The sequence below is a fragment of the Paenarthrobacter sp. CCNWLY172 genome (genome assembly GCF_037402035.1).
Lineage (GTDB): Bacteria > Actinomycetota > Actinomycetes > Actinomycetales > Micrococcaceae > Arthrobacter.
In genome coordinates, this window is record NZ_JBBEGB010000014.1 from 23122 (window position 1) to 40027 (window position 16906).

Sequence of the window (16906 nt, forward strand, 5' to 3'; positions counted from 1 at the left end):
TACCCGCCTGTGGCGGTTACTGCGGGGCCCTTGCGGATCGGGTCCTAGAGCTCCGAAGCGGGAACACCAACCCCAAGGATGATGGGTTCCTCGGACGCTGCCTTCTTGGCAGGCTCCGCCGGTGCTTTGGCCTGGTGTGCAGTTCCACGCGCTGCGGTAGCAGTTACCTCGTGGTGCTCAACGCTGGTCTCGTTGGCTGCACCCTGGGCGCGGCTCGCACTGCGGTTGCGGCGCCCCCGGCGGGACTTCGACGCCGAAGCAGCTTCAGGGTCCTCGTCCACGGGCCCCGCCACGGCGGCTGCAGGTGCAGCGGCTGCCTTGGAAGGAACCACGGTTTCGGGCTTCGCCTCGGGTGCTGCGCCAAGGTGGGAGAACGCTTCGGCCAGGAGATCCAGGCTCATGGCAGGCTTGGCGGCAGGCGGTTCCTCGTGGTGTTCCCCGAAAGGCAAGGCCACTTCTTCGCCGCCGAATCGCAGAACCGGTGTGGACCGTGTGTCACGAACCGATGCTTCCCGGTCTGATTCGGGGTCGGAGTGCTCTCCAGCCTCCGGCTGTGATGCGGCAGGCGCCTGGTGCTGGCCGGCCGCCCGTGCCTGCTCTTCTGCACGGTGAACTTCGTCATCGTGGAGGTGGGCAGCGTGGGCGGCAGCAGCGATCGTCGCCAGCGCAGCGCGGGTTGCCTCTGCCTTGGCCTGCTTGGCAGGATCCTGCGGCTCGGAAGCCGCGGGAGGTGCGGCAGGGGCGGAAGCAGTGCTGTGGACCTGCGCGGGAGCCTCGGCGACAGCCTGTCCCCCGCCCTTGCCACGGCGGCGCTTGCGTTCTGTTCGGGCTGTGGGTTGCTGCGCCTCAGTGTGGGGGCGGTGGTGCTCGGCAGCCACAACGTTGGCGCGACGGTGCTCCACCGGTTCATCGTGGGTGACCACGCCGCGGCCTGCACAGTGCTCGCACTGCTCACCGAAGACCTCAAGGAGGCCGGTACCCATGCGCTTGCGGGTCATCTGGACAAGGCCCAGTGACGTCACTTCAGCCACTTGGTGCTTGGTGCGGTCGCGGCCAAGGCACTCAACCATACGGCGGAGGACGAGGTCGCGGTTGGACTCAAGGACCATGTCGATGAAGTCGATGACAATGATGCCGCCGATGTCACGCAGGCGAAGCTGGCGAACTACTTCCTCAGCAGCTTCGAGGTTGTTCTTGGTGACGGTTTCTTCAAGGTTTCCACCGCTGCCGGTGAACTTACCGGTATTGACGTCCACCACGGTCATGGCTTCGGTGCGGTCGATGACCAGCGAACCACCGGATGGGAGGAAGACCTTGCGTTCCAGTGCCTTGTGGATCTGCTCGTCAATGCGCCAGGCACCGAAGATGTCCTGGTCCTTGGTCCACTTCTCGAGGCGGCCCACAAGGTCGGGGGCAACGTAGGTTACGTAAGCCTCAATGGTGTCCCAGGCGTCGTCGCCGGAAACGATCAGTTTGGAGAAGTCTTCATTGAAGACGTCACGGACCACCTTGATGGTCAGGTCGGGTTCGCCGTAGAGCAGTTCCGGTGCCAGGACCTTGGTGGAGGAGGCCTGGCCTTCGATGCCTTCCCACTGGGCGCGCAGGCGGTTGATGTCATGCGTCAGTTCTTCTTCCGACGCACCTTCAGCAGCCGTGCGGACAATGACGCCGGCGTTTTCCGGCAAACGGTCCTTCAGGATGCGCTTGAGGCGGTTGCGTTCGACGTCGGGCAGCTTGCGTGAAATGCCGGTCATGGAACCACCGGGCACGTACACCAGGTAGCGGCCGGGCAGGGAGATCTGGCTTGTCAGGCGGGCACCCTTGTGGCCTACAGGGTCCTTGGTGACCTGGACCAGAACGGAATCGCCGGACTTCAGCGCATTCTCGATCCGGCGCGGCTGGCCTTCGAGGTTGACCGCGTCCCAGTTCACTTCACCGGCGTACAACACGGCGTTGCGGCCGCGTCCGATATCCACGAAGGCAGCTTCCATGGACGGCAGGACGTTCTGGACCTTGCCCAGGTAAACGTTGCCGATCAGGGAGTCCTGCTGGGTCTTGGAGACAAAATGCTCGGCAAGCACGCCGTCTTCCAGGACGCCGATCTGAATTCTGTCGTCGCGCTGGCGGACAATCATCTGGCGGTCCACTGATTCGCGGCGGGCCAGGAATTCGGCCTCGGTGATGACCTGGCGGCGGCGTCCGGTCTCGCGGGATTCACGGCGGCGCTGCTTCTTGGCCTCAAGCCTGGTGGAGCCCTTGACGCTGGTCACGCGATTCGAGGGAGCAGTTTCCGTGATGGGGCGGGGAGCGCGGACGCGGGTGACTGTGTTGGGCGGATCGTCGTCCGAGCCGCCGGTCAGTTCAAGGTCCTGGTCGCCACGGCGGCGACGACGACGGCGACGCGAGGTCACCCCTTCGTCGGAGGCTTCAGCAGCGGGAGTTTCCTCATCGTCAGACTCGGCGCCCTCTCCGGCTTCACTTTCTTCGCGTTCGGTCCCGCGGCGGCCACGGCGGCCACGGCTACGGCGGCGGCGACGACTGCCGGCATCTTCCAGCTCATCCTCGGCACCGGCTTCAGCTTCTTCCCCAGAATCCTCTTCCTTCTCCTCCACCGCGACAACGCGGGGAACAGTGGTGAGGTCCGGAGCCTGGAAGATCATGGACGTGATGGACACGGGCTCCAGGAAGAGCGAAGCAGAGCCTGCAGCGGCGGCTTCCTCCTCTTCGGGGGTTGCCTCAACAGGAGCCGCATCAACGGTATCTGCTTCAGCAGCAGGCGACGCCTGCGGGGAGGCGGCGTCCGGCGTCGTGGTTTCAACAGTGGTTTCCGCAGCAACAGGTGCTTCGTCGGCGGCAGGCGCCTCCGCTTCAACCTTGGGCTTGGCAGTACGACGACGGCGGACCGGCTTTTCGGGGGCAGGCCCGGCGACGGCTTCGGGCTGGGTCTCTACAGCGGCTTCCGGCGCGGCAGCGACGTCCTCACCCAAACCGGGCAGGGGCTCAGCGGGTTCTGCTTTCTTGCGTGAGCGGGTACGTCGTACCGGCGCAACGGGGGCCTCCGTTGCCTCAGGGGCCTCCGTCGATTCAACGACAGGCGCTGCTGCGGCCTGTGCCTCGGCGTCAGCTGCAACCTTGGGCGCAGCCTTGCGCCGGGTCCGGGTGGCTTTCTTTGGCGCTTCCGCAGTTTCCGCGGGAGCTGCCTCATCATTAACGGCTACAACCTGGTCATTATCCATATGTGGCAACACTCCTGCCCCAGCGACACCGCCACATCCGGCGCCCAGTGGGGCAAATATTGTCAAAACCCGCAGGCGTTGACAGAAGTCGGTAGTATGCTCTCCGGTTCGCACCATCATTGGGGTGCGGCAGCCCTGGAAAGCCGGCGCCCTTGTTCTGAAACCCGTTGTTCTGCTGCCACAACCAGGTGCCGTCCATTGTCATGGCGGGCCCACCAAGGATCACGTGATCCAGGCATGCCCAGCTCATACTGGCGGTCTTGGGAACAAAGTCACCGGACCGGATTCCGAATGTGGATCGGGCTCCGGCCATGTTCATTCTCTCACACCTGTTCACCTTCCCACGGTAGGCCGCTGTGTCGCAGCTCCGGGGAACAGGCGCCAACCGGAAGCTTGGGGGCACCGTCCAGCCTCCGGAGTTACAATCCTCCCAAGAGCCCATACCGGCGTGGCCGGACCGTACATTGAAAAGGACCAGATCCGCGATGCCGAGCACAGCCAGGGGAAACCTGGCCAACCAATCCACCAACTCCGTGGAGGATTTCTCCACACAGGCAGGTCCACACCAGGATCCACTCCCCCGGACTGTCCGTGACAAACCCTTTGCCTGGCTGCTGCTGGTCACCGGTGTGATCGGATGGGTGGCATCCGGAGCCTTGGTATTGGAGAAGCTTGAAGTACTCAAGGACCCCAACCACGTAACCGTCTGCGATGTGAATCCCTGGGTTTCCTGCGGGGCGGTCATGCAGACACCGCAGAGTTCCGTGTTCGGGTTCCCCAACATGTTCATCGGCATCGTGGCCTTCGCCGTCATCATCACCACGGCGATGGGTATCCTCGCGGGGGCCAAGTTCTCACGAGGCTACTGGCTGGGCCTTCAGGCAGGCGTTACCCTTGGCTTCGCGTTCGTTGTTTGGCTGTGGTCGCAGGCCCTCTACGCCATCCACGTGCTCTGCCCGTTCTGCATGGTGGTGTGGGCGGCCATGATCCCGTTGTTCGTGTGGGTAACCATCCGCAATGTCACCCACGGAGTCATCAAGGCGCCACCGGCCTTGGCAAAGCTGCTGGGCGAATCCGGCTGGATCATTGTGGCGCTCCTGTACGTTGCCGTCGCCGCTACCATCTTCTTCTCGTTCATTCACATCTTCGTGGGGTCCTCCGCTTAGGAAAACCTCCCGCGGGATGACAGAAAAGGCCAATGTTCGTGATGAACATTGGCCTTTTCCATAGTTTCGGTGATGCGTGACTAGCCCGCGAACCAGATCTTGATTTCGCGCTCAGCCGAGTCAACGGCATCCGAGCCGTGGACGAGGTTCTGCTGGACTGCCAGGCCCCAGTCGCGGCCGAAGTCACCACGAATGGTGCCCGGCGCTGCCGTGGTGGGATCAGTGGTTCCAGCCAGCGAACGGAAGCCCTCAATGACACGGTGGCCCTCGAAGACCGCCGCGATGACCGGTCCGCTCAGCATGAATTCAACCAGTGGCTCGTAGAACGGCTTGCCCACGTGCTCCTCATAGTGCTGCTCCAGCAGCTCGCGGGATGCGTTGACCTTCTTCAGTTCCGCCAGGGTGTAACCCTTGGCTTCGATCCGGGCGAGGATGGTTCCGCCCAGGTTGCGGGCGACGCCGTCGGGCTTGACCAGGACGAGGGTCCGTTCAATGCTCACAGTTGCTCCAATGTGGTTGGTCGGTGGTTTTCCCAGCCAGTTTACGGGGTTTGCGGGTCTGCTTCGTCACCGTGGGCAGCATCCCATTCGGCTTGTTCACGGTCCCGCTGGGCTACTTCACGGTCAATCCTCATGCCGGCCCTGATCCCGTACCACCAGCAGATGGCGAACAGGATGCCCACAATGAACATTGTTGGCTCTGCAAAGCCCGTCAGGATCAGCACCAGCTGCAGCGCCCAGCCAACGGCGATCCCCCAAGGCTTGGACAACACAGCGCAGGCGAGGACCAGCACAACACTCAGGGCGATGCCCACGCCCAGGATGATGCCGGGGGCCACCTCCCCGCGCCTCAACCCGAAGACCGCCAGCGTGCCGAAGAACGCGACGAAGGCTTCGAGGAGGAGCACGGTGGATGCGAACATCACTTTGGTGGAGCGGCGCTTCTTGGGCATGCCGGGGCGCCATTCACGCTGCGCCTTGGTCATTTTTGCCATGCTTAGGCACCGGCCTTTCCGAGCAGGATCCTGGCCTCGGCCACCACGGTGATGGAGCCGGTCACCAGGACGCCGCCTGCGAGGTCGTCGTTGGATTCCGCACGCTCCACGGCCCATTCAAGGGCGTCATCGAGCTTCTCCGCAATGTGGATGTTGTCCTCGCCGAAGCCAAGGTCGACGGCGAGTTCGGCCAGTTCCGCTGCGGGAACGGCACGCGCCGAGTTGGATTGCGTGAAGCAGAATTCTCCGGCAAGTCCACCGAGGGAATCCCTGAGGGTCTTCAGGATTTCCTCCGCGTCTTTCTCGCGCAGGACTCCTACCACGACTACGAGCTTGCTGAAACTGAAGGCCTCCTGGATGGCCTCAGCTGAGACGCGGATGCCATCCGGATTGTGCGCAGCGTCAACCACTACGGTAGGCGCCGTGCGGACAACCTCCAGCCGCCCTGGCGACGTCACGTTGCCGAACGCTTCCGTCAGCACCTCTGCATCGAGTTCCTTCTCTCCCCCGCCGAAGAAGGCTTCCAGTGCTGCAACGGCGACGGCAGCATTTTCAGCCTGGTGGGCCCCATGGAGCGGAAGCAGCAGGTCCTCATAGCGGCCGGCCAATCCCTGGATGGTGAGCACCTGGCCACCCACGGCCACTGCGCGGGACTCAACGCCAAATTCAACGCCCTCGAACCGGAACGGCACGTCCACTTCGCGGGCTTTCTCCAACAGGACCTGCGCGGCGTCCACCGGCTGGGCGGCGCTGACCAGGAACCCGCCGGGTTTGATGATGCCGGCCTTCTCATAAGCGATGTCCTCGGTGGTGTCGCCCAGGAGATCCGTGTGGTCCAAAGAGATCGGCGTGATGACCGAGACTTGACCGTCGCCCACGTTGGTGGCGTCGGTGATGCCACCCAACCCGACTTCGATCACGGCAACATCAACCGGCTGGTCCGCGAACACAGCAAAGCCCAGGATTGTGAGGCACTCAAAGTAGGTCAGCCGGGGCTGGTTGTCGGCCTCGAGCTCGCTGTCCACGATTTCCAGGTAGGGGCGGATTTCGTCCCAGATGCGCACGAACGTCGCGTCGGGCACAGGCTCGCCGTCGATGCTGATGCGCTCGGTGACCTTGGACAAGTGCGGGCTGGTATAGCGGCCCGTGCTCAGTCCGTGGGCACGGAGTCCGGCCTCGATCATGCGGGCCGTTGACGTTTTGCCGTTGGTACCGGTGATGTGAATGATCGGGTACGCCTTGTTCGGCTCCCCCAGTACATCCATGGCACGGAACAAGGGGGCCAGGCGCGGTTCCATCTTGTTTTCCGGAGCACGGCCCAGAAATTCGGCGTAGACGCTTTCTACTGAGAATTCGTCAGTCATGGTCAGGCTCCTGCCTTGGTGACCGTGACCTGCGGTTCGTCGACGCCGGCCAGCAGAACCTCCAGCTCAAGGGTCAGCGTTTCTGTCTTGACGAGCTCCGCATTGGCTTTCAGGGCGTCAACGACATCCTGTGCGGCCTCCACAGACGTCCGGATGCGGTCGCTCACGTTGAGTCCAGCGTCCTTGCGGGCTTGCTGGATGGCGCGGACCATGTCCCGGGCCAGCCCTTCTGCCGCAAGCTCCGGGGTGACCTCGGTGTTGAGGACCACAAAGCCACCGCCAGGAAGTACCGCTACTGCCGAACTGCCGCCATCGGCGGCTTCCGCAACCACAGTCTCCAGCGTGTACTCGTGCGGTTCGAGCTCGAGGCCACCGGCAACCACAACACCGGCATCATTGACAGACCAATCTCCGGACTTGGATCCCTTGATGGCCTGTTGGACGTTCTTTCCCAGGCGAGGTCCGGCAGCGCGGGCGTTGACCACCAGCTTCTGCTCGATGCCGAATTCCTCAGGCGAGGCAGTTGCCGCGTCCAGCAGGCGGACGGACCGGAGGTTCAGTTCATCGGCGACGACGGCGGCAAAGCCTTCCAGCGCGTCTGCTCCAGGTGCCACAACAGTCAGTTCCTGCAGCGGCAGGCGGACGCGCAGGTTGGCTCCCTTGCGCAAGCTGGAACCAGTGGAGCAGATCTGCTGCACACGGTCCATGGCCTCCACCAGCCCGGCGTTGGCAGGGAACAAGGACGCGTCCGGCCAGTCAGCCAGGTGTACGGAGCGGCCACCCGTTAGACCACGCCAGATCTCCTCGGAGACCAGCGGCAACAACGATGCCGAAACCCGGCACACGGCTTCCAACGCAGTGTAGAGCGCGTCAAAGGCGTCAACATTCTCGTCGAAGAAACGCTGGCGGCTGCGCCGGACGTACCAGTTGGTGAGCATGTCCAGGTAGCTGCGCAGTTGATCGCAGGCACCCGAGATGTCGTAGCTGTCCAGGCTTGACGTGATGTTCCGGACCAAGTCTCCGGTGTTGGCCAGGAGGTATTGGTCCAGCGTGTCGGCGTAGCCGTCGTAGCGCAGCTTCGCCTCGTAACCGGAACCCCCGTTCGATGCGTTGGTGTACAGCGTGAAGAAGCTGTAGACGTTCCACAGCGGCAGGATGACCTGACGGACGCCATCGCGGATACCTTGCTCGGTCACCACGAGGTTCCCACCGCGAAGGATGGGGCTGGACATGAGGAACCAGCGCATGGCGTCGGAACCGTCGCGGTCCAGGACCTCGGACACGTCCGGGTAGTTGCGCAGGCTCTTGGACATTTTCTGGCCGTCGGAGCCCAGTACGATGCCGTGGCTGATCACATTGCGGAATGCCGGGCGATCAAACAGAGCGGTGGACAGGATGTGCAGCATGTAGAACCAGCCGCGCGTCTGTCCGATGTACTCCACAATGAAGTCCGCCGGGTTGTGGGTGTCAAACCACTCTTCGTTTTGGAACGGGTAGTGCACCTGTCCGTACGGCATGGAGCCGGAGTCGAACCAGACGTCCAGGACGTCCTCGACGCGGCGCATGGTGGATTGACCTGTGGGGTCGTCCGGGTTGGGGCGGGTCAGTTCATCGATGAACGGACGGTGCAGGTCCACTTGGCCTTCGTTGTTGACCGGGAGGCGGCCGAAGTCGGCTTCCAGTTCCGCCAGCGAACCGTAGACGTCGGTGCGCGGGTACTCGAAATCATCCGACTGCCAAACGGGGATGGGTGAGCCCCAGTAGCGGTTGCGGCTGATGGACCAGTCGCGGGCGTTGTCCAGCCACTTGCCGAACTGGCCGTCCTTGACGTTGCCCGGGATCCAGTTGATCTCCTGGTTGAGCTCGGACATGCGGTCTTTGAACTTGGTGACCTCCACGTACCAGGATGACACTGCGCGGTAGATCAGGGGGTTCCGGCAACGCCAGCAGTGCGGGTAGCTGTGCTCGTAGCTGGCCTGGCGGACCAACCGGCCATCGGCGCGGAGCACCTGGGTGATGGGCTTGTTCGCGTCGAAAACCTGCAGGCCAACGATCGAGGCCAGCTCGCCATGGGCAAACAGCGGCAGGAACTTGGCGCCTTCATCCACGGAGAGGACCACAGGGATACCGGCGTCTTCACAGACCTTCTGGTCATCCTCACCATAGGCCGGAGCCTGGTGGACGATGCCCGTACCGTCGGTGGTGGTGACGTAGTCCGCCACCAGGAATCGCCAGGCATTCTGCGTCCCGTACTTCTCAGTATCCGCAAAGTCGTTCCACAGCGGCTCATACTCAAGGCCTGCCAACTCGGAGCCTGAGTGGGTGGAGACAACGGCGGCAGTTGCGGCAGCGACGCCGTCGGCACCGTCACCGTACCCCAGGTCCTTGGCGTAGGAGCCCACAAGGTCAGCAGCGAGCAGGAAGCTGCCGGTGACCGGCGCCTCAGCGGAGGCCGCCTTCACGCCGTTGGGTCCTGCGGGCAGGACGGCGTAGGAGATGTCAGGCCCGACGGCGAGCGCCAGGTTGGTGGGCAGCGTCCAGGGCGTGGTGGTCCAGGCAAGCGCCTGCACACCTTCAAGAGCCTTGGAGAGTTCGGACTCTCCTGCCTTGATGGGGAACGTCACGGTGACAGTCTGGTCCTGGCGGTTCTTGTAGACGTCGTCGTCCATGCGGAGTTCGTGGTTGGACAGCGGCGTCTCGTCCTTCCAGCAGTAAGGGAGGACGCGGTAACCGTTGTAAGTCAGGCCCTTCTCGTGCAGCTGCTTGAAAGCCCAGAGCACCGACTCCATGTACTCGACATTGAGGGTCTTGTAGTCGTTGTCGAAATCCACCCAGCGGGCCTGGCGGGTGACGTAGGCCTTCCACTCATTGGCGTACTTCATGACGGAGGCGCGGCAGGCGTCGTTGAATTTGTCGATGCCCATGGCTTCGATCTGGGTCTTGTCCGTCATACCCAGTTGCTTCATGGCTTCGAGCTCTGCGGGGAGCCCGTGGGTGTCCCAACCGAAGCGGCGTTCCACGCGCTTGCCGCGCTGGGTCTGGTAGCGGCCTACGAGGTCCTTGGCATAGCCGGTCAGCAGGTGGCCATAGTGGGGCAGGCCGTTGGCGAAAGGAGGGCCATCGTAGAAGACGAATTCGTTGCTTCCGGCTGTCCCACCGGGAAGGTCGCTGTCGCGCTGGTCGATGCTGGCTTGGAAGGTGCCATCTTCATCCCAGTATTTGAGGATGCGCTCTTCGATTTCCGGGAACTTCACGGAAGCGGACACGCCGTGCGTGCCGGACGAAGACGCTGAGGCCTTGGGGTAGTGGGTCATCTCATATCCTGTGATAGCTGGTTGACTGTCAGGATGCGAGGACGGCTTCTGTGCTGCCTGTCGGCTGCGCAGGTACCGCGGTACCACCTCACTTACCGGAACGGATATTCCGGCCTCTCATTACTGCTGTGACGGGCTTACCCGTCCGGTTCTACTGGGCGCCTGCCACCTTTGCAGGTGGTCAGAGCTGTTCTTCCGGAAGCTCACCGGTGATGGCCGGGTCAAAGCTGCTCCCCCAAGTCTAGCGGCAGCCTGGCGCCTCCCTCTACCCGGAGTTCATCCCATGGATGGAGTCCGGTGGCGCTGCTGGTACATAGACTCATCCCCATGATGCTTCCCGCTCCTGCACTTCAGGAAAGCCGCCCCCGGCAGTCCGCGTCCATCGCGTGGTCGGTACTGGGCCTGGTGGTGTCGCTGCCGGTAGCGGGGCTGTCGATTTTCCGTGCCATCCCTGCTGAATGGCCCCTCGTTGTGGTGCAGTTGCTGTCCTTCACACCCTGGATGGTGCTGCCCGCGGCGCTTGCGCTGGTGCTTGCTGTGGTGGGGCGGCGGCGGTGGGTCATCCTCACGACGGCGGCGCTGTTGGCGGTTCAACTCTTCTGGCTGTTCCCTTTGGACAGCGGAAAAGCGGAAGCACTGCCGGCTGGGACGGCCACGGCTTCGCTGAAGGTGATGAGCCTCAACTCCGAGTATGGCGAGGCGGACGCGGCGACCATTGTGAGGCTGGTCCGCGAGAACGGTGTCCAGTTGCTGACGATCCAGGAACACACCCAACGGCTTGAAGACGCCCTCCGCTCAGCGGGCCTGGAGCACGTGCTGCCGAATCTCCTCAGCCAACCCAATGACGACGCGTCCGGCGGCGCGGTGTACTCCGTGTTCCCGCTGGAGGCCGTGGGGCTGCTCCCTGACACCCCGTTCCGGATGGACGTGACCCGGGTACAGGTCACGGATGCCGGTGCTGGTTCCACGGCGGCGCTGAACCTCACCAACGTCCATACCCTTCCACCGGTTGATGAGCGGATCGGGCAGTGGCGCAGCGATCTGGACAAGCTGTCCCGGCAGGCTTCCCGGCCCGGGAACCATCTGTTGGTGGGCGACTACAACGCAACGTACGATCACGCCGAGTTCCGTTCGTTGCTCGATAACCCCTTGGGTGGTCAGCAAACGGGCACGAAGCTCGTTGACGTCGGCATTGCTTCCGGTGGGCGGTTCTCCCCGACGTGGCCCATGGAGGGACAGCCGCTGCCGGGCATTGTCATCGACCACATGGTCACCTCGCCCCGGATCAGCAGCAGCGGCTACGCGGTCCTCCACGTTCCGGGTACCGACCACGCCGCCATCCTGGCAACGCTCAGCATTCCGGCCGGTTAACTTTCCCTGCGGATCAGCTTGTGGTTGGCTGCCTGTGCCACAGGACGAACGACGATCTCGTCGAGGTTGATGTGATGCGGCAAGGAGACGGCGTACTTCACGACGTCCGCCACGTCCGCGGCCGTCAGGGGTTTCTCGACGCCGGCATACACCTTCGCGGCCGCGTCCTTGTCGCCCAGCCGGTTGAGGGCGAACTCCTCCGTTTGCACCAGTCCCGGAGCCACCTCGATGACCCGGATGTTGTTGCCCACCTCTTCCAGGCGCAAGGCGTTGGTCATGGCGTGCTGGGCAAACTTGGCGGCGTTGTAGCCGGCACCGCCCTCATACGCCGACAGGCCGGCAGTGGAGGTCAGGTTCAGGACCGTACCTTCGCCGTGGTCCCGCAACATGGGCAGGAACGCCCGGGTGATCTTCATGGTCCCCAACACGTTGACCTGGTACATCCATTCCCAATCCCCGGTGTCGGCGTTGGCGATGGTGTCCGCGCCACGTGCACCGCCGGCGATGTTGATGAGGGTGTCAGCACCTCCGGACGTGGTCACGGCCTCCAGCAAGGCGGCGACGTCGTCGTCGTTGGTGATGTCAGCAGGGAACGGCACAGCGCCGGTCTCAGCACCCAGGGCCTCGAGCCTGTCGGCCCTGCGCGCCACCGCGAATACCGTCCAACCCGAGGAAGCCAGGGCCCTCACGGTGGCTTCACCGATGCCGGTGCTTGCACCGGTCACCACGGCCGTCCTGTTTGTGCCGGAATTCTGTCCTGAGGGGGTGCTGTGCGCTGCCGAAGTCATGGCACCACCTTATCCGGGGGTGCGCAGTCATTCCCCGGCGGGCTGTAACGCCAGGCCATGAAACAATTGATCCATGGCTGAATCAACGCAGGGTACAGACACGCCCGCCACCAACCCCATCAACGTTCCCGACAAGCCGGCCCTTGAAGGCCTTGAGGCTGCCTTGACGCAGCGCTGGCTGGCTGAAGGAACCTATAAGTTCAACCCGGACACCACCCGGGAGCAGGTCTACTCGATCGACACTCCCCCGCCCACGGCATCCGGCTCGCTCCACGTGGGCCACATGTTCTCCTTTACCCAGACTGACGTCCAGGCCCGGTACATGCGAATGACCGGGAAAAACGTCTTCTACCCCATGGGCTGGGACGACAACGGCTTGCCCACCGAGCGCCGCGTCCAGAACTACTACGGTGTGCGTTGCGATCCGGCCATCCCCTATCAGGCCGACTACACGCCGCCCGCACAGCCGGCCAAGAACCAGCGCGACTTCGACGTCGTCTCGCGCCGGAACTTCATCGAACTGTGTGAGGAACTCGCCGTTGAGGACGAGAAGGTCTTCGAGAACCTGTTCCAGACCCTCGGCCTGTCCGTGGACTGGGACCTGACGTACCGCACCATTGACGACACTTCACGTGCGGTCTCCCAGCGCGCCTTCCTTACCAACCTCTCTGCCGGTGACGCCTACATGGCCGAAGCTCCCACGCTTTGGGATGTGACGTTCCGCACGGCTGTTGCACAGGCCGAACTTGAGGACCGCGAAGTTGCCGGCGCGTACTACCGCTACCCGTTCTTCACTGAAGACGGCGAAAAGATCTTCATCGAGACCACCCGCCCGGAACTGCTGGCTGCCTGCGCGGCCCTGGTGGCAAACCCCGACGACGAACGGTACCAGCCGCTGTTTGGCAAGACCGTGAAGTCCCCGCTGTTCGACGTCGAGCTTGAGGTCAAGGCCCACCCCCTCGCCAAGGCGGATAAGGGCTCCGGCATTGCCATGGTGTGTACTTTCGGCGACCTCACCGACGTCACCTGGTGGCGCGAACTGCAGTTGCCCACGCGTGCCATCATGGGCCGCGACGGCCGCATCATTGCCGACATCCCGGAATGGATCACCACCGAGGCAGGCAAGGAAGCCTACGCTGCGATCGCGGGCAAGACCGCTTTTTCCGCCAAGGAAGCCGTAGTTGAACTGCTCAAGGCAGCGGACCTGCTGGACGGCGAACCGAAGAAGATCACCCACCCGGTGAACTTCTTCGAAAAGGGCGACAAGCCCCTCGAGGTTGTCACGTCACGTCAGTGGTACATCCGCAACGGTGGCCGCGATGAGGAACGCCGCGAACGCCTGATCGGTCGAGGCCAGGAAATCACCTTCCACCCGGCCTTTATGCGCTCCCGCTACGAGAACTGGATCGCCGGCCTGAACGGTGACTGGCTGGTTTCCCGCCAGCGCTTCTTTGGCGTGCCCATCCCCGTCTGGTACCCGCTGGATGCCCAGGGCAACCCGGATTACGACAACCCCATCCTGCCCTCGGACGACATGCTGCCCGTGGATCCCGCTGCGGACGCTGCTCCCGGCTTCGACGAAGCGCAGCGTGACCAAGCCAATGGCTTCACAGGTGACGCCGACGTCCTGGATACCTGGGCCACGTCCTCTCTCACCCCGCAGATTGTGGGCGGCTGGAGCCGTGACGAGGACCTGTTCTCCAAGGTCTTCCCCTTCGACCTCCGTCCGCAGGGCCACGACATCATCCGCACCTGGCTGTTCTCGTCGGCTGTCCGCGCTGATGCCCTGCAGAAGAATGCCCCGTGGAAGCATGCGGCCATCTCCGGCTGGATCCTGGACCCGGACCGCAAGAAGATGTCCAAGTCCAAGGGCAACGTTGTGGTGCCCACGGATGTGCTCAACGAGTACGGTTCCGACGCCGTCCGTTACTGGGCGGCCTCGGCCAAGCTTGGCGCAGACACTGCCTACGAAATAGCGCAGATGAAGATCGGCCGTCGCCTGGCCATCAAGCTGCTGAACGCCTCCAAGTTCGTGCTCAACCTTGGTGCCACCGAGGACTCCGTGGTCTCCGGTGACCTCTCTGTGCTGACCAACCCGCTGGACCGTGCGCTGCTCGCGCAACTGTCCGACGTCGTTGCCCAGTCCACCAAGGCGTTTGAGAACTACGACTACGCCCGCGCACTCCAGATCACCGAATCCTTCTTCTGGCAGTTCACGGACGATTACGTAGAGCTCATCAAGGACCGCGCCTATGGTGCCGCCGGCGAGACTGAGCAGGCCTCGGTCCTTGCTGCGCTGGCGACAACGCTGGACTCGCTCCTGCGTCTCTTCGCACCGTTCCTGCCCTTCGCCACCGAAGAGGTCTGGGGCTGGTGGCGCGCAGGGTCCGTCCACCGTGCAGAGTGGCCCGCCGCCTTGGAAATCACCGACGGCGACACCACCATGCTTGGCACAGTGGGCATTGCTCTCAGCGGTATCCGCAAAGCGAAGTCCGAGGCAAAGGTCAAGCAGCGGACAGAGGTGGTCTCTGCCTCGATCACGGCCTCGGAGGTTCTGGTGGCCCAACTGAAGGCCGGCCTGGGCGACTTGAAGGCAGCCGCCAACGCACAGGAAATCACGCTCCAGTCCGGTGAAGGCGAACTGACCGTCAGCGACGTTGTCCTGGCGCCTGCCGAGGAGACGTCCGCGTCCCAGTCGTAGTCCCGGAAGTCACTGCGCCCATTGATTCAGGGCAAAGGGGAAGCCCCATCAGCGTTTTGCCGTTGGTGGGGCTTCGACTTTTCGGCTGTCTGGTGATGTCTTGACAGTCTGGCGGAATCCTAGGAATTTCAGGTCTTCCTACCTCATCACTGGTAGCCTGCTTCCAACTTTGCCAAAGGCTGCGTTGGCTGCAATCACTGAATCTTTGGTTTCCGTGTCCCTCTTCTTTCGAAGTGGGTAAGAACCATTGTTGTCCCGCTGAATGCAATGCACAAGACCCTTGGAAGAACTACAAACCTGTAGTTCTCCTACGCTCCGGGGGCTACCTGTGGCAGAGTATTGAGCATGCCGGAACTCCCCGAAGTGCACGGCCTGTGCATGTATCTGGACACCCAACTCAGTGGAGCCGTGCTCAACGAGGTCCGCATCAACTCCTTCTCCGCACTGAAGACTGCTGATCCTCCGTACAGCGTCCTGGAAGGCAGAACCGTTCAGGGTGTACAACGCCTCGGTAAGTTCGTGTGCGTTGATGTTGACGGCCTGTACTTTGTCTTCCATCTGGCCAAGGCCGGTTGGGTCCGCTACACCGAGCACCCTTCGTCTGCCGGACTGCGGATGGGCAAAAGCAACATCTCTGCAAGGCTCCTGCTGCACCGTCCTGCCGACGAAGCCCACATCGGCGTGGACCTCACGGAAGCCGGAACCAAGAAAAGCCTGGCCATCTATGTGGTGCGGGATCCCCAGGACGTGCCGGGAATCGCCACCTTGGGACCGGAGCCCCTCAGCCCCGACTTCGACCTTGCCGCGTTGGCGTCAATCCTTGGATCCAGTTCCCAACAGATCAAGGGCTTGCTTCGGAGCCAGGGCGTCATTGCCGGCATAGGAAACGCGTACAGTGACGAAATCCTGCACGCAGCAAAAATCTCTCCTTTCGCCAGTGCCAAGTCCTTGGACCAGGCCACAGTGGCGCGGCTCTACGAGGCCATGCAGGAGATCCTGGTGGGAGCTGTCAACGCAGCGGCAGGCAAGCCGTCCAGCGAACTCAAGGACACCAAACGCAGCAACTTCCGAGTGCACGCGCGGACCGGCCTTCCCTGTCCGGTATGCGGGGACGTAGTAAGGGAGGTGTCCTTTGCGGACACCTCCCTGCAATACTGTGCCACCTGCCAGACCAACGGAAAGATCCTTGCTGACCGACGGACATCCCGGTTCCTGAAGTAACCTGCTGGTTGAGGTTGGGAAGCCTCTTGGGTTCGGGAAACTAGTTGAATTCGGGGCTTTCGCTGCGGCTGCGCTTCAACTCGAAGAAGTGCGGGTAGCCGGCCAAGGTCACCGTGGCGTCCCAGATCTTACCGGCTTCTTCACCGCGGGGAATACGGGTCATTACGGGACCGAAGAAAGCAGTCCCATTGAAGGCAACTACGGGAGTTCCAACATCCTGGCCTACCAATGAGATCCCCGCCTCGTGGCTCGAGCGCAGTTGGGCATCGTACTCCTCCGAGTCAGCGAAGCGTGCCAGATCAGCCGGCAGGCCTACCTCGGCAAGGGCCTTCTGGATGACCGATGCCCGGTCCTTGTTGCCCTCGTGGTGGATCTGCTCTCCCATGGCGTCATACAGCGGCTTGACGTAGTTCGGGCCGTGAAGTTCCTGGGCGGCGATGATCACGCGGACAGGACCCCAGCTGTCATCCATCATTGCCCGGTAATCGGCAGGAAGGTCCCGGCCCTCGTTGAGGACGGAGAGGCTCATCACGTGCCATTCAGTCTGGATGCCACGTACCTCCTCAACCTCACCAATCCAGCGCGACGTGATCCAGGCAAACGGGCAAACAGGATCAAACCAAAAATCGGCTTTGTTGACGGTCTGTTCGGGCGTGGACTTTTCGGGCATAGGGAACTCCTCGGAAAAGGTGGGATACGTGTGGTGGCAAGCGGTCCAACGGAACCGCTCCTTGCCTAGGCCAACAGGTTG

General features: G+C 62.9%; 11 protein-coding genes. 4 read left to right on the plus strand and 7 right to left on the minus strand.

The features are described from left to right. Nucleotides 1-44: 44 nt before the first annotated feature. Nucleotides 45-3236 carry an Rne/Rng family ribonuclease gene (locus tag WBN73_RS18435; protein ID WP_337340987.1) on the minus strand — a complete coding sequence of 1064 codons (3192 nt, stop codon included), beginning with the start codon at nucleotides 3234-3236 and terminating at the stop codon, nucleotides 45-47. Nucleotides 3237-3721: 485 nt separating this feature from the next. Between WBN73_RS18435 and WBN73_RS18440 the strand changes: the two genes are divergently transcribed. Continuing rightward, on the plus strand, nucleotides 3722-4402 hold the full coding sequence (locus tag WBN73_RS18440) for a vitamin K epoxide reductase family protein (RefSeq protein WP_280622980.1): 681 nt from the start codon (nucleotides 3722-3724) through the stop codon (nucleotides 4400-4402). A gap of 80 nt (nucleotides 4403-4482) precedes the next feature. Here the strand turns inward: WBN73_RS18440 and ndk are convergent, their stop codons facing one another. The 4 genes from ndk to ileS are packed head-to-tail and all read right to left on the minus strand — an operon-like array spanning nucleotide 4483 to nucleotide 10074. Continuing rightward, nucleotides 4483-4902 carry a nucleoside-diphosphate kinase gene (gene ndk / locus WBN73_RS18445; RefSeq protein ID WP_337340988.1) on the minus strand — a complete coding sequence of 140 codons (420 nt, stop codon included), beginning with the start codon at nucleotides 4900-4902 and terminating at the stop codon, nucleotides 4483-4485. A gap of 41 nt (nucleotides 4903-4943) precedes the next feature. Next, on the minus strand, nucleotides 4944-5396 hold the full coding sequence (locus WBN73_RS18450) for a DUF4233 domain-containing protein (protein ID WP_207593735.1): 453 nt from the start codon (nucleotides 5394-5396) through the stop codon (nucleotides 4944-4946). A 2-nt stretch (nucleotides 5397-5398) separates the two neighbouring features. Beyond that, entirely contained in the window at nucleotides 5399-6760 is a 1362-nt protein-coding gene (locus tag WBN73_RS18455; protein ID WP_337340989.1) for a bifunctional folylpolyglutamate synthase/dihydrofolate synthase, read from the minus strand. A 2-nt stretch (nucleotides 6761-6762) separates the two neighbouring features. Beyond that, complete coding sequence (ileS, locus tag WBN73_RS18460) at nucleotides 6763-10074, minus strand: isoleucine--tRNA ligase (protein WP_337340990.1); 3312 nt, start codon at nucleotides 10072-10074, stop codon at nucleotides 6763-6765. A 327-nt stretch (nucleotides 10075-10401) separates the two neighbouring features. On the opposite strand from ileS, the gene WBN73_RS18465 reads away from it, so the two are divergent. After that, a complete protein-coding gene (locus tag WBN73_RS18465) occupies nucleotides 10402-11445 on the plus strand; it encodes an endonuclease/exonuclease/phosphatase family protein (protein WP_337340991.1) in 1044 nt (347 codons plus the stop codon). On the opposite strand, the gene WBN73_RS18470 is transcribed toward WBN73_RS18465, so the two are convergent. Next, entirely contained in the window at nucleotides 11442-12233 is a 792-nt protein-coding gene (locus WBN73_RS18470; protein WP_207593739.1) for an SDR family oxidoreductase, read from the minus strand. The genes WBN73_RS18465 and WBN73_RS18470 overlap by 4 nt on opposite strands. Before the next feature lie 73 nt (nucleotides 12234-12306). Between WBN73_RS18470 and valS the strand changes: the two genes are divergently transcribed. Together valS and WBN73_RS18480 are read left to right on the plus strand one after the other, a co-directional pair. Further along, the gene (gene valS / locus WBN73_RS18475) at nucleotides 12307-14934 is read left to right on the plus strand and encodes a valine--tRNA ligase (RefSeq protein ID WP_337340992.1); all 2628 of its coding nucleotides are present in this window, start codon (nucleotides 12307-12309) and stop codon (nucleotides 14932-14934) included. A 345-nt stretch (nucleotides 14935-15279) separates the two neighbouring features. Beyond that, nucleotides 15280-16155: an Fpg/Nei family DNA glycosylase gene (locus tag WBN73_RS18480; protein WP_280622983.1), complete on the plus strand. Its 876-nt coding sequence runs from the start codon at nucleotides 15280-15282 to the stop codon at nucleotides 16153-16155. Nucleotides 16156-16195: 40 nt separating this feature from the next. Here the strand turns inward: WBN73_RS18480 and WBN73_RS18485 are convergent, their stop codons facing one another. Further along, nucleotides 16196-16825: a mycothiol-dependent nitroreductase Rv2466c family protein gene (locus WBN73_RS18485; protein WP_337340993.1), complete on the minus strand. Its 630-nt coding sequence runs from the start codon at nucleotides 16823-16825 to the stop codon at nucleotides 16196-16198. Nucleotides 16826-16906 lie beyond the last annotated feature (81 nt).

Excerpts from the sequence above, each read along its gene's own strand:
- WBN73_RS18485 (WP_337340993.1), bottom strand. The coding sequence starts at position 16,825 with ATGCCCGAAAAGTCCACGCCCGAACAGACCGTCAACAAAGCCGATTTT.
- WBN73_RS18450 (WP_207593735.1), bottom strand. The coding sequence starts at position 5,396 with ATGGCAAAAATGACCAAGGCGCAGCGTGAATGGCGCCCCGGCATGCCC.
- WBN73_RS18440 (WP_280622980.1), top strand. The coding sequence starts at position 3,722 with ATGCCGAGCACAGCCAGGGGAAACCTGGCCAACCAATCCACCAACTCC.
- WBN73_RS18435 (WP_337340987.1), bottom strand. The coding sequence starts at position 3,236 with ATGGATAATGACCAGGTTGTAGCCGTTAATGATGAGGCAGCTCCCGCG.
- WBN73_RS18455 (WP_337340989.1), bottom strand. The coding sequence starts at position 6,760 with ATGACTGACGAATTCTCAGTAGAAAGCGTCTACGCCGAATTTCTGGGC.
- ileS (WP_337340990.1), bottom strand. The coding sequence starts at position 10,074 with ATGACCCACTACCCCAAGGCCTCAGCGTCTTCGTCCGGCACGCACGGC.
- WBN73_RS18470 (WP_207593739.1), bottom strand. The coding sequence starts at position 12,233 with ATGACTTCGGCAGCGCACAGCACCCCCTCAGGACAGAATTCCGGCACA.
- WBN73_RS18465 (WP_337340991.1), top strand. The coding sequence starts at position 10,402 with ATGATGCTTCCCGCTCCTGCACTTCAGGAAAGCCGCCCCCGGCAGTCC.
- valS (WP_337340992.1), top strand. The coding sequence starts at position 12,307 with ATGGCTGAATCAACGCAGGGTACAGACACGCCCGCCACCAACCCCATC.
- WBN73_RS18480 (WP_280622983.1), top strand. The coding sequence starts at position 15,280 with ATGCCGGAACTCCCCGAAGTGCACGGCCTGTGCATGTATCTGGACACC.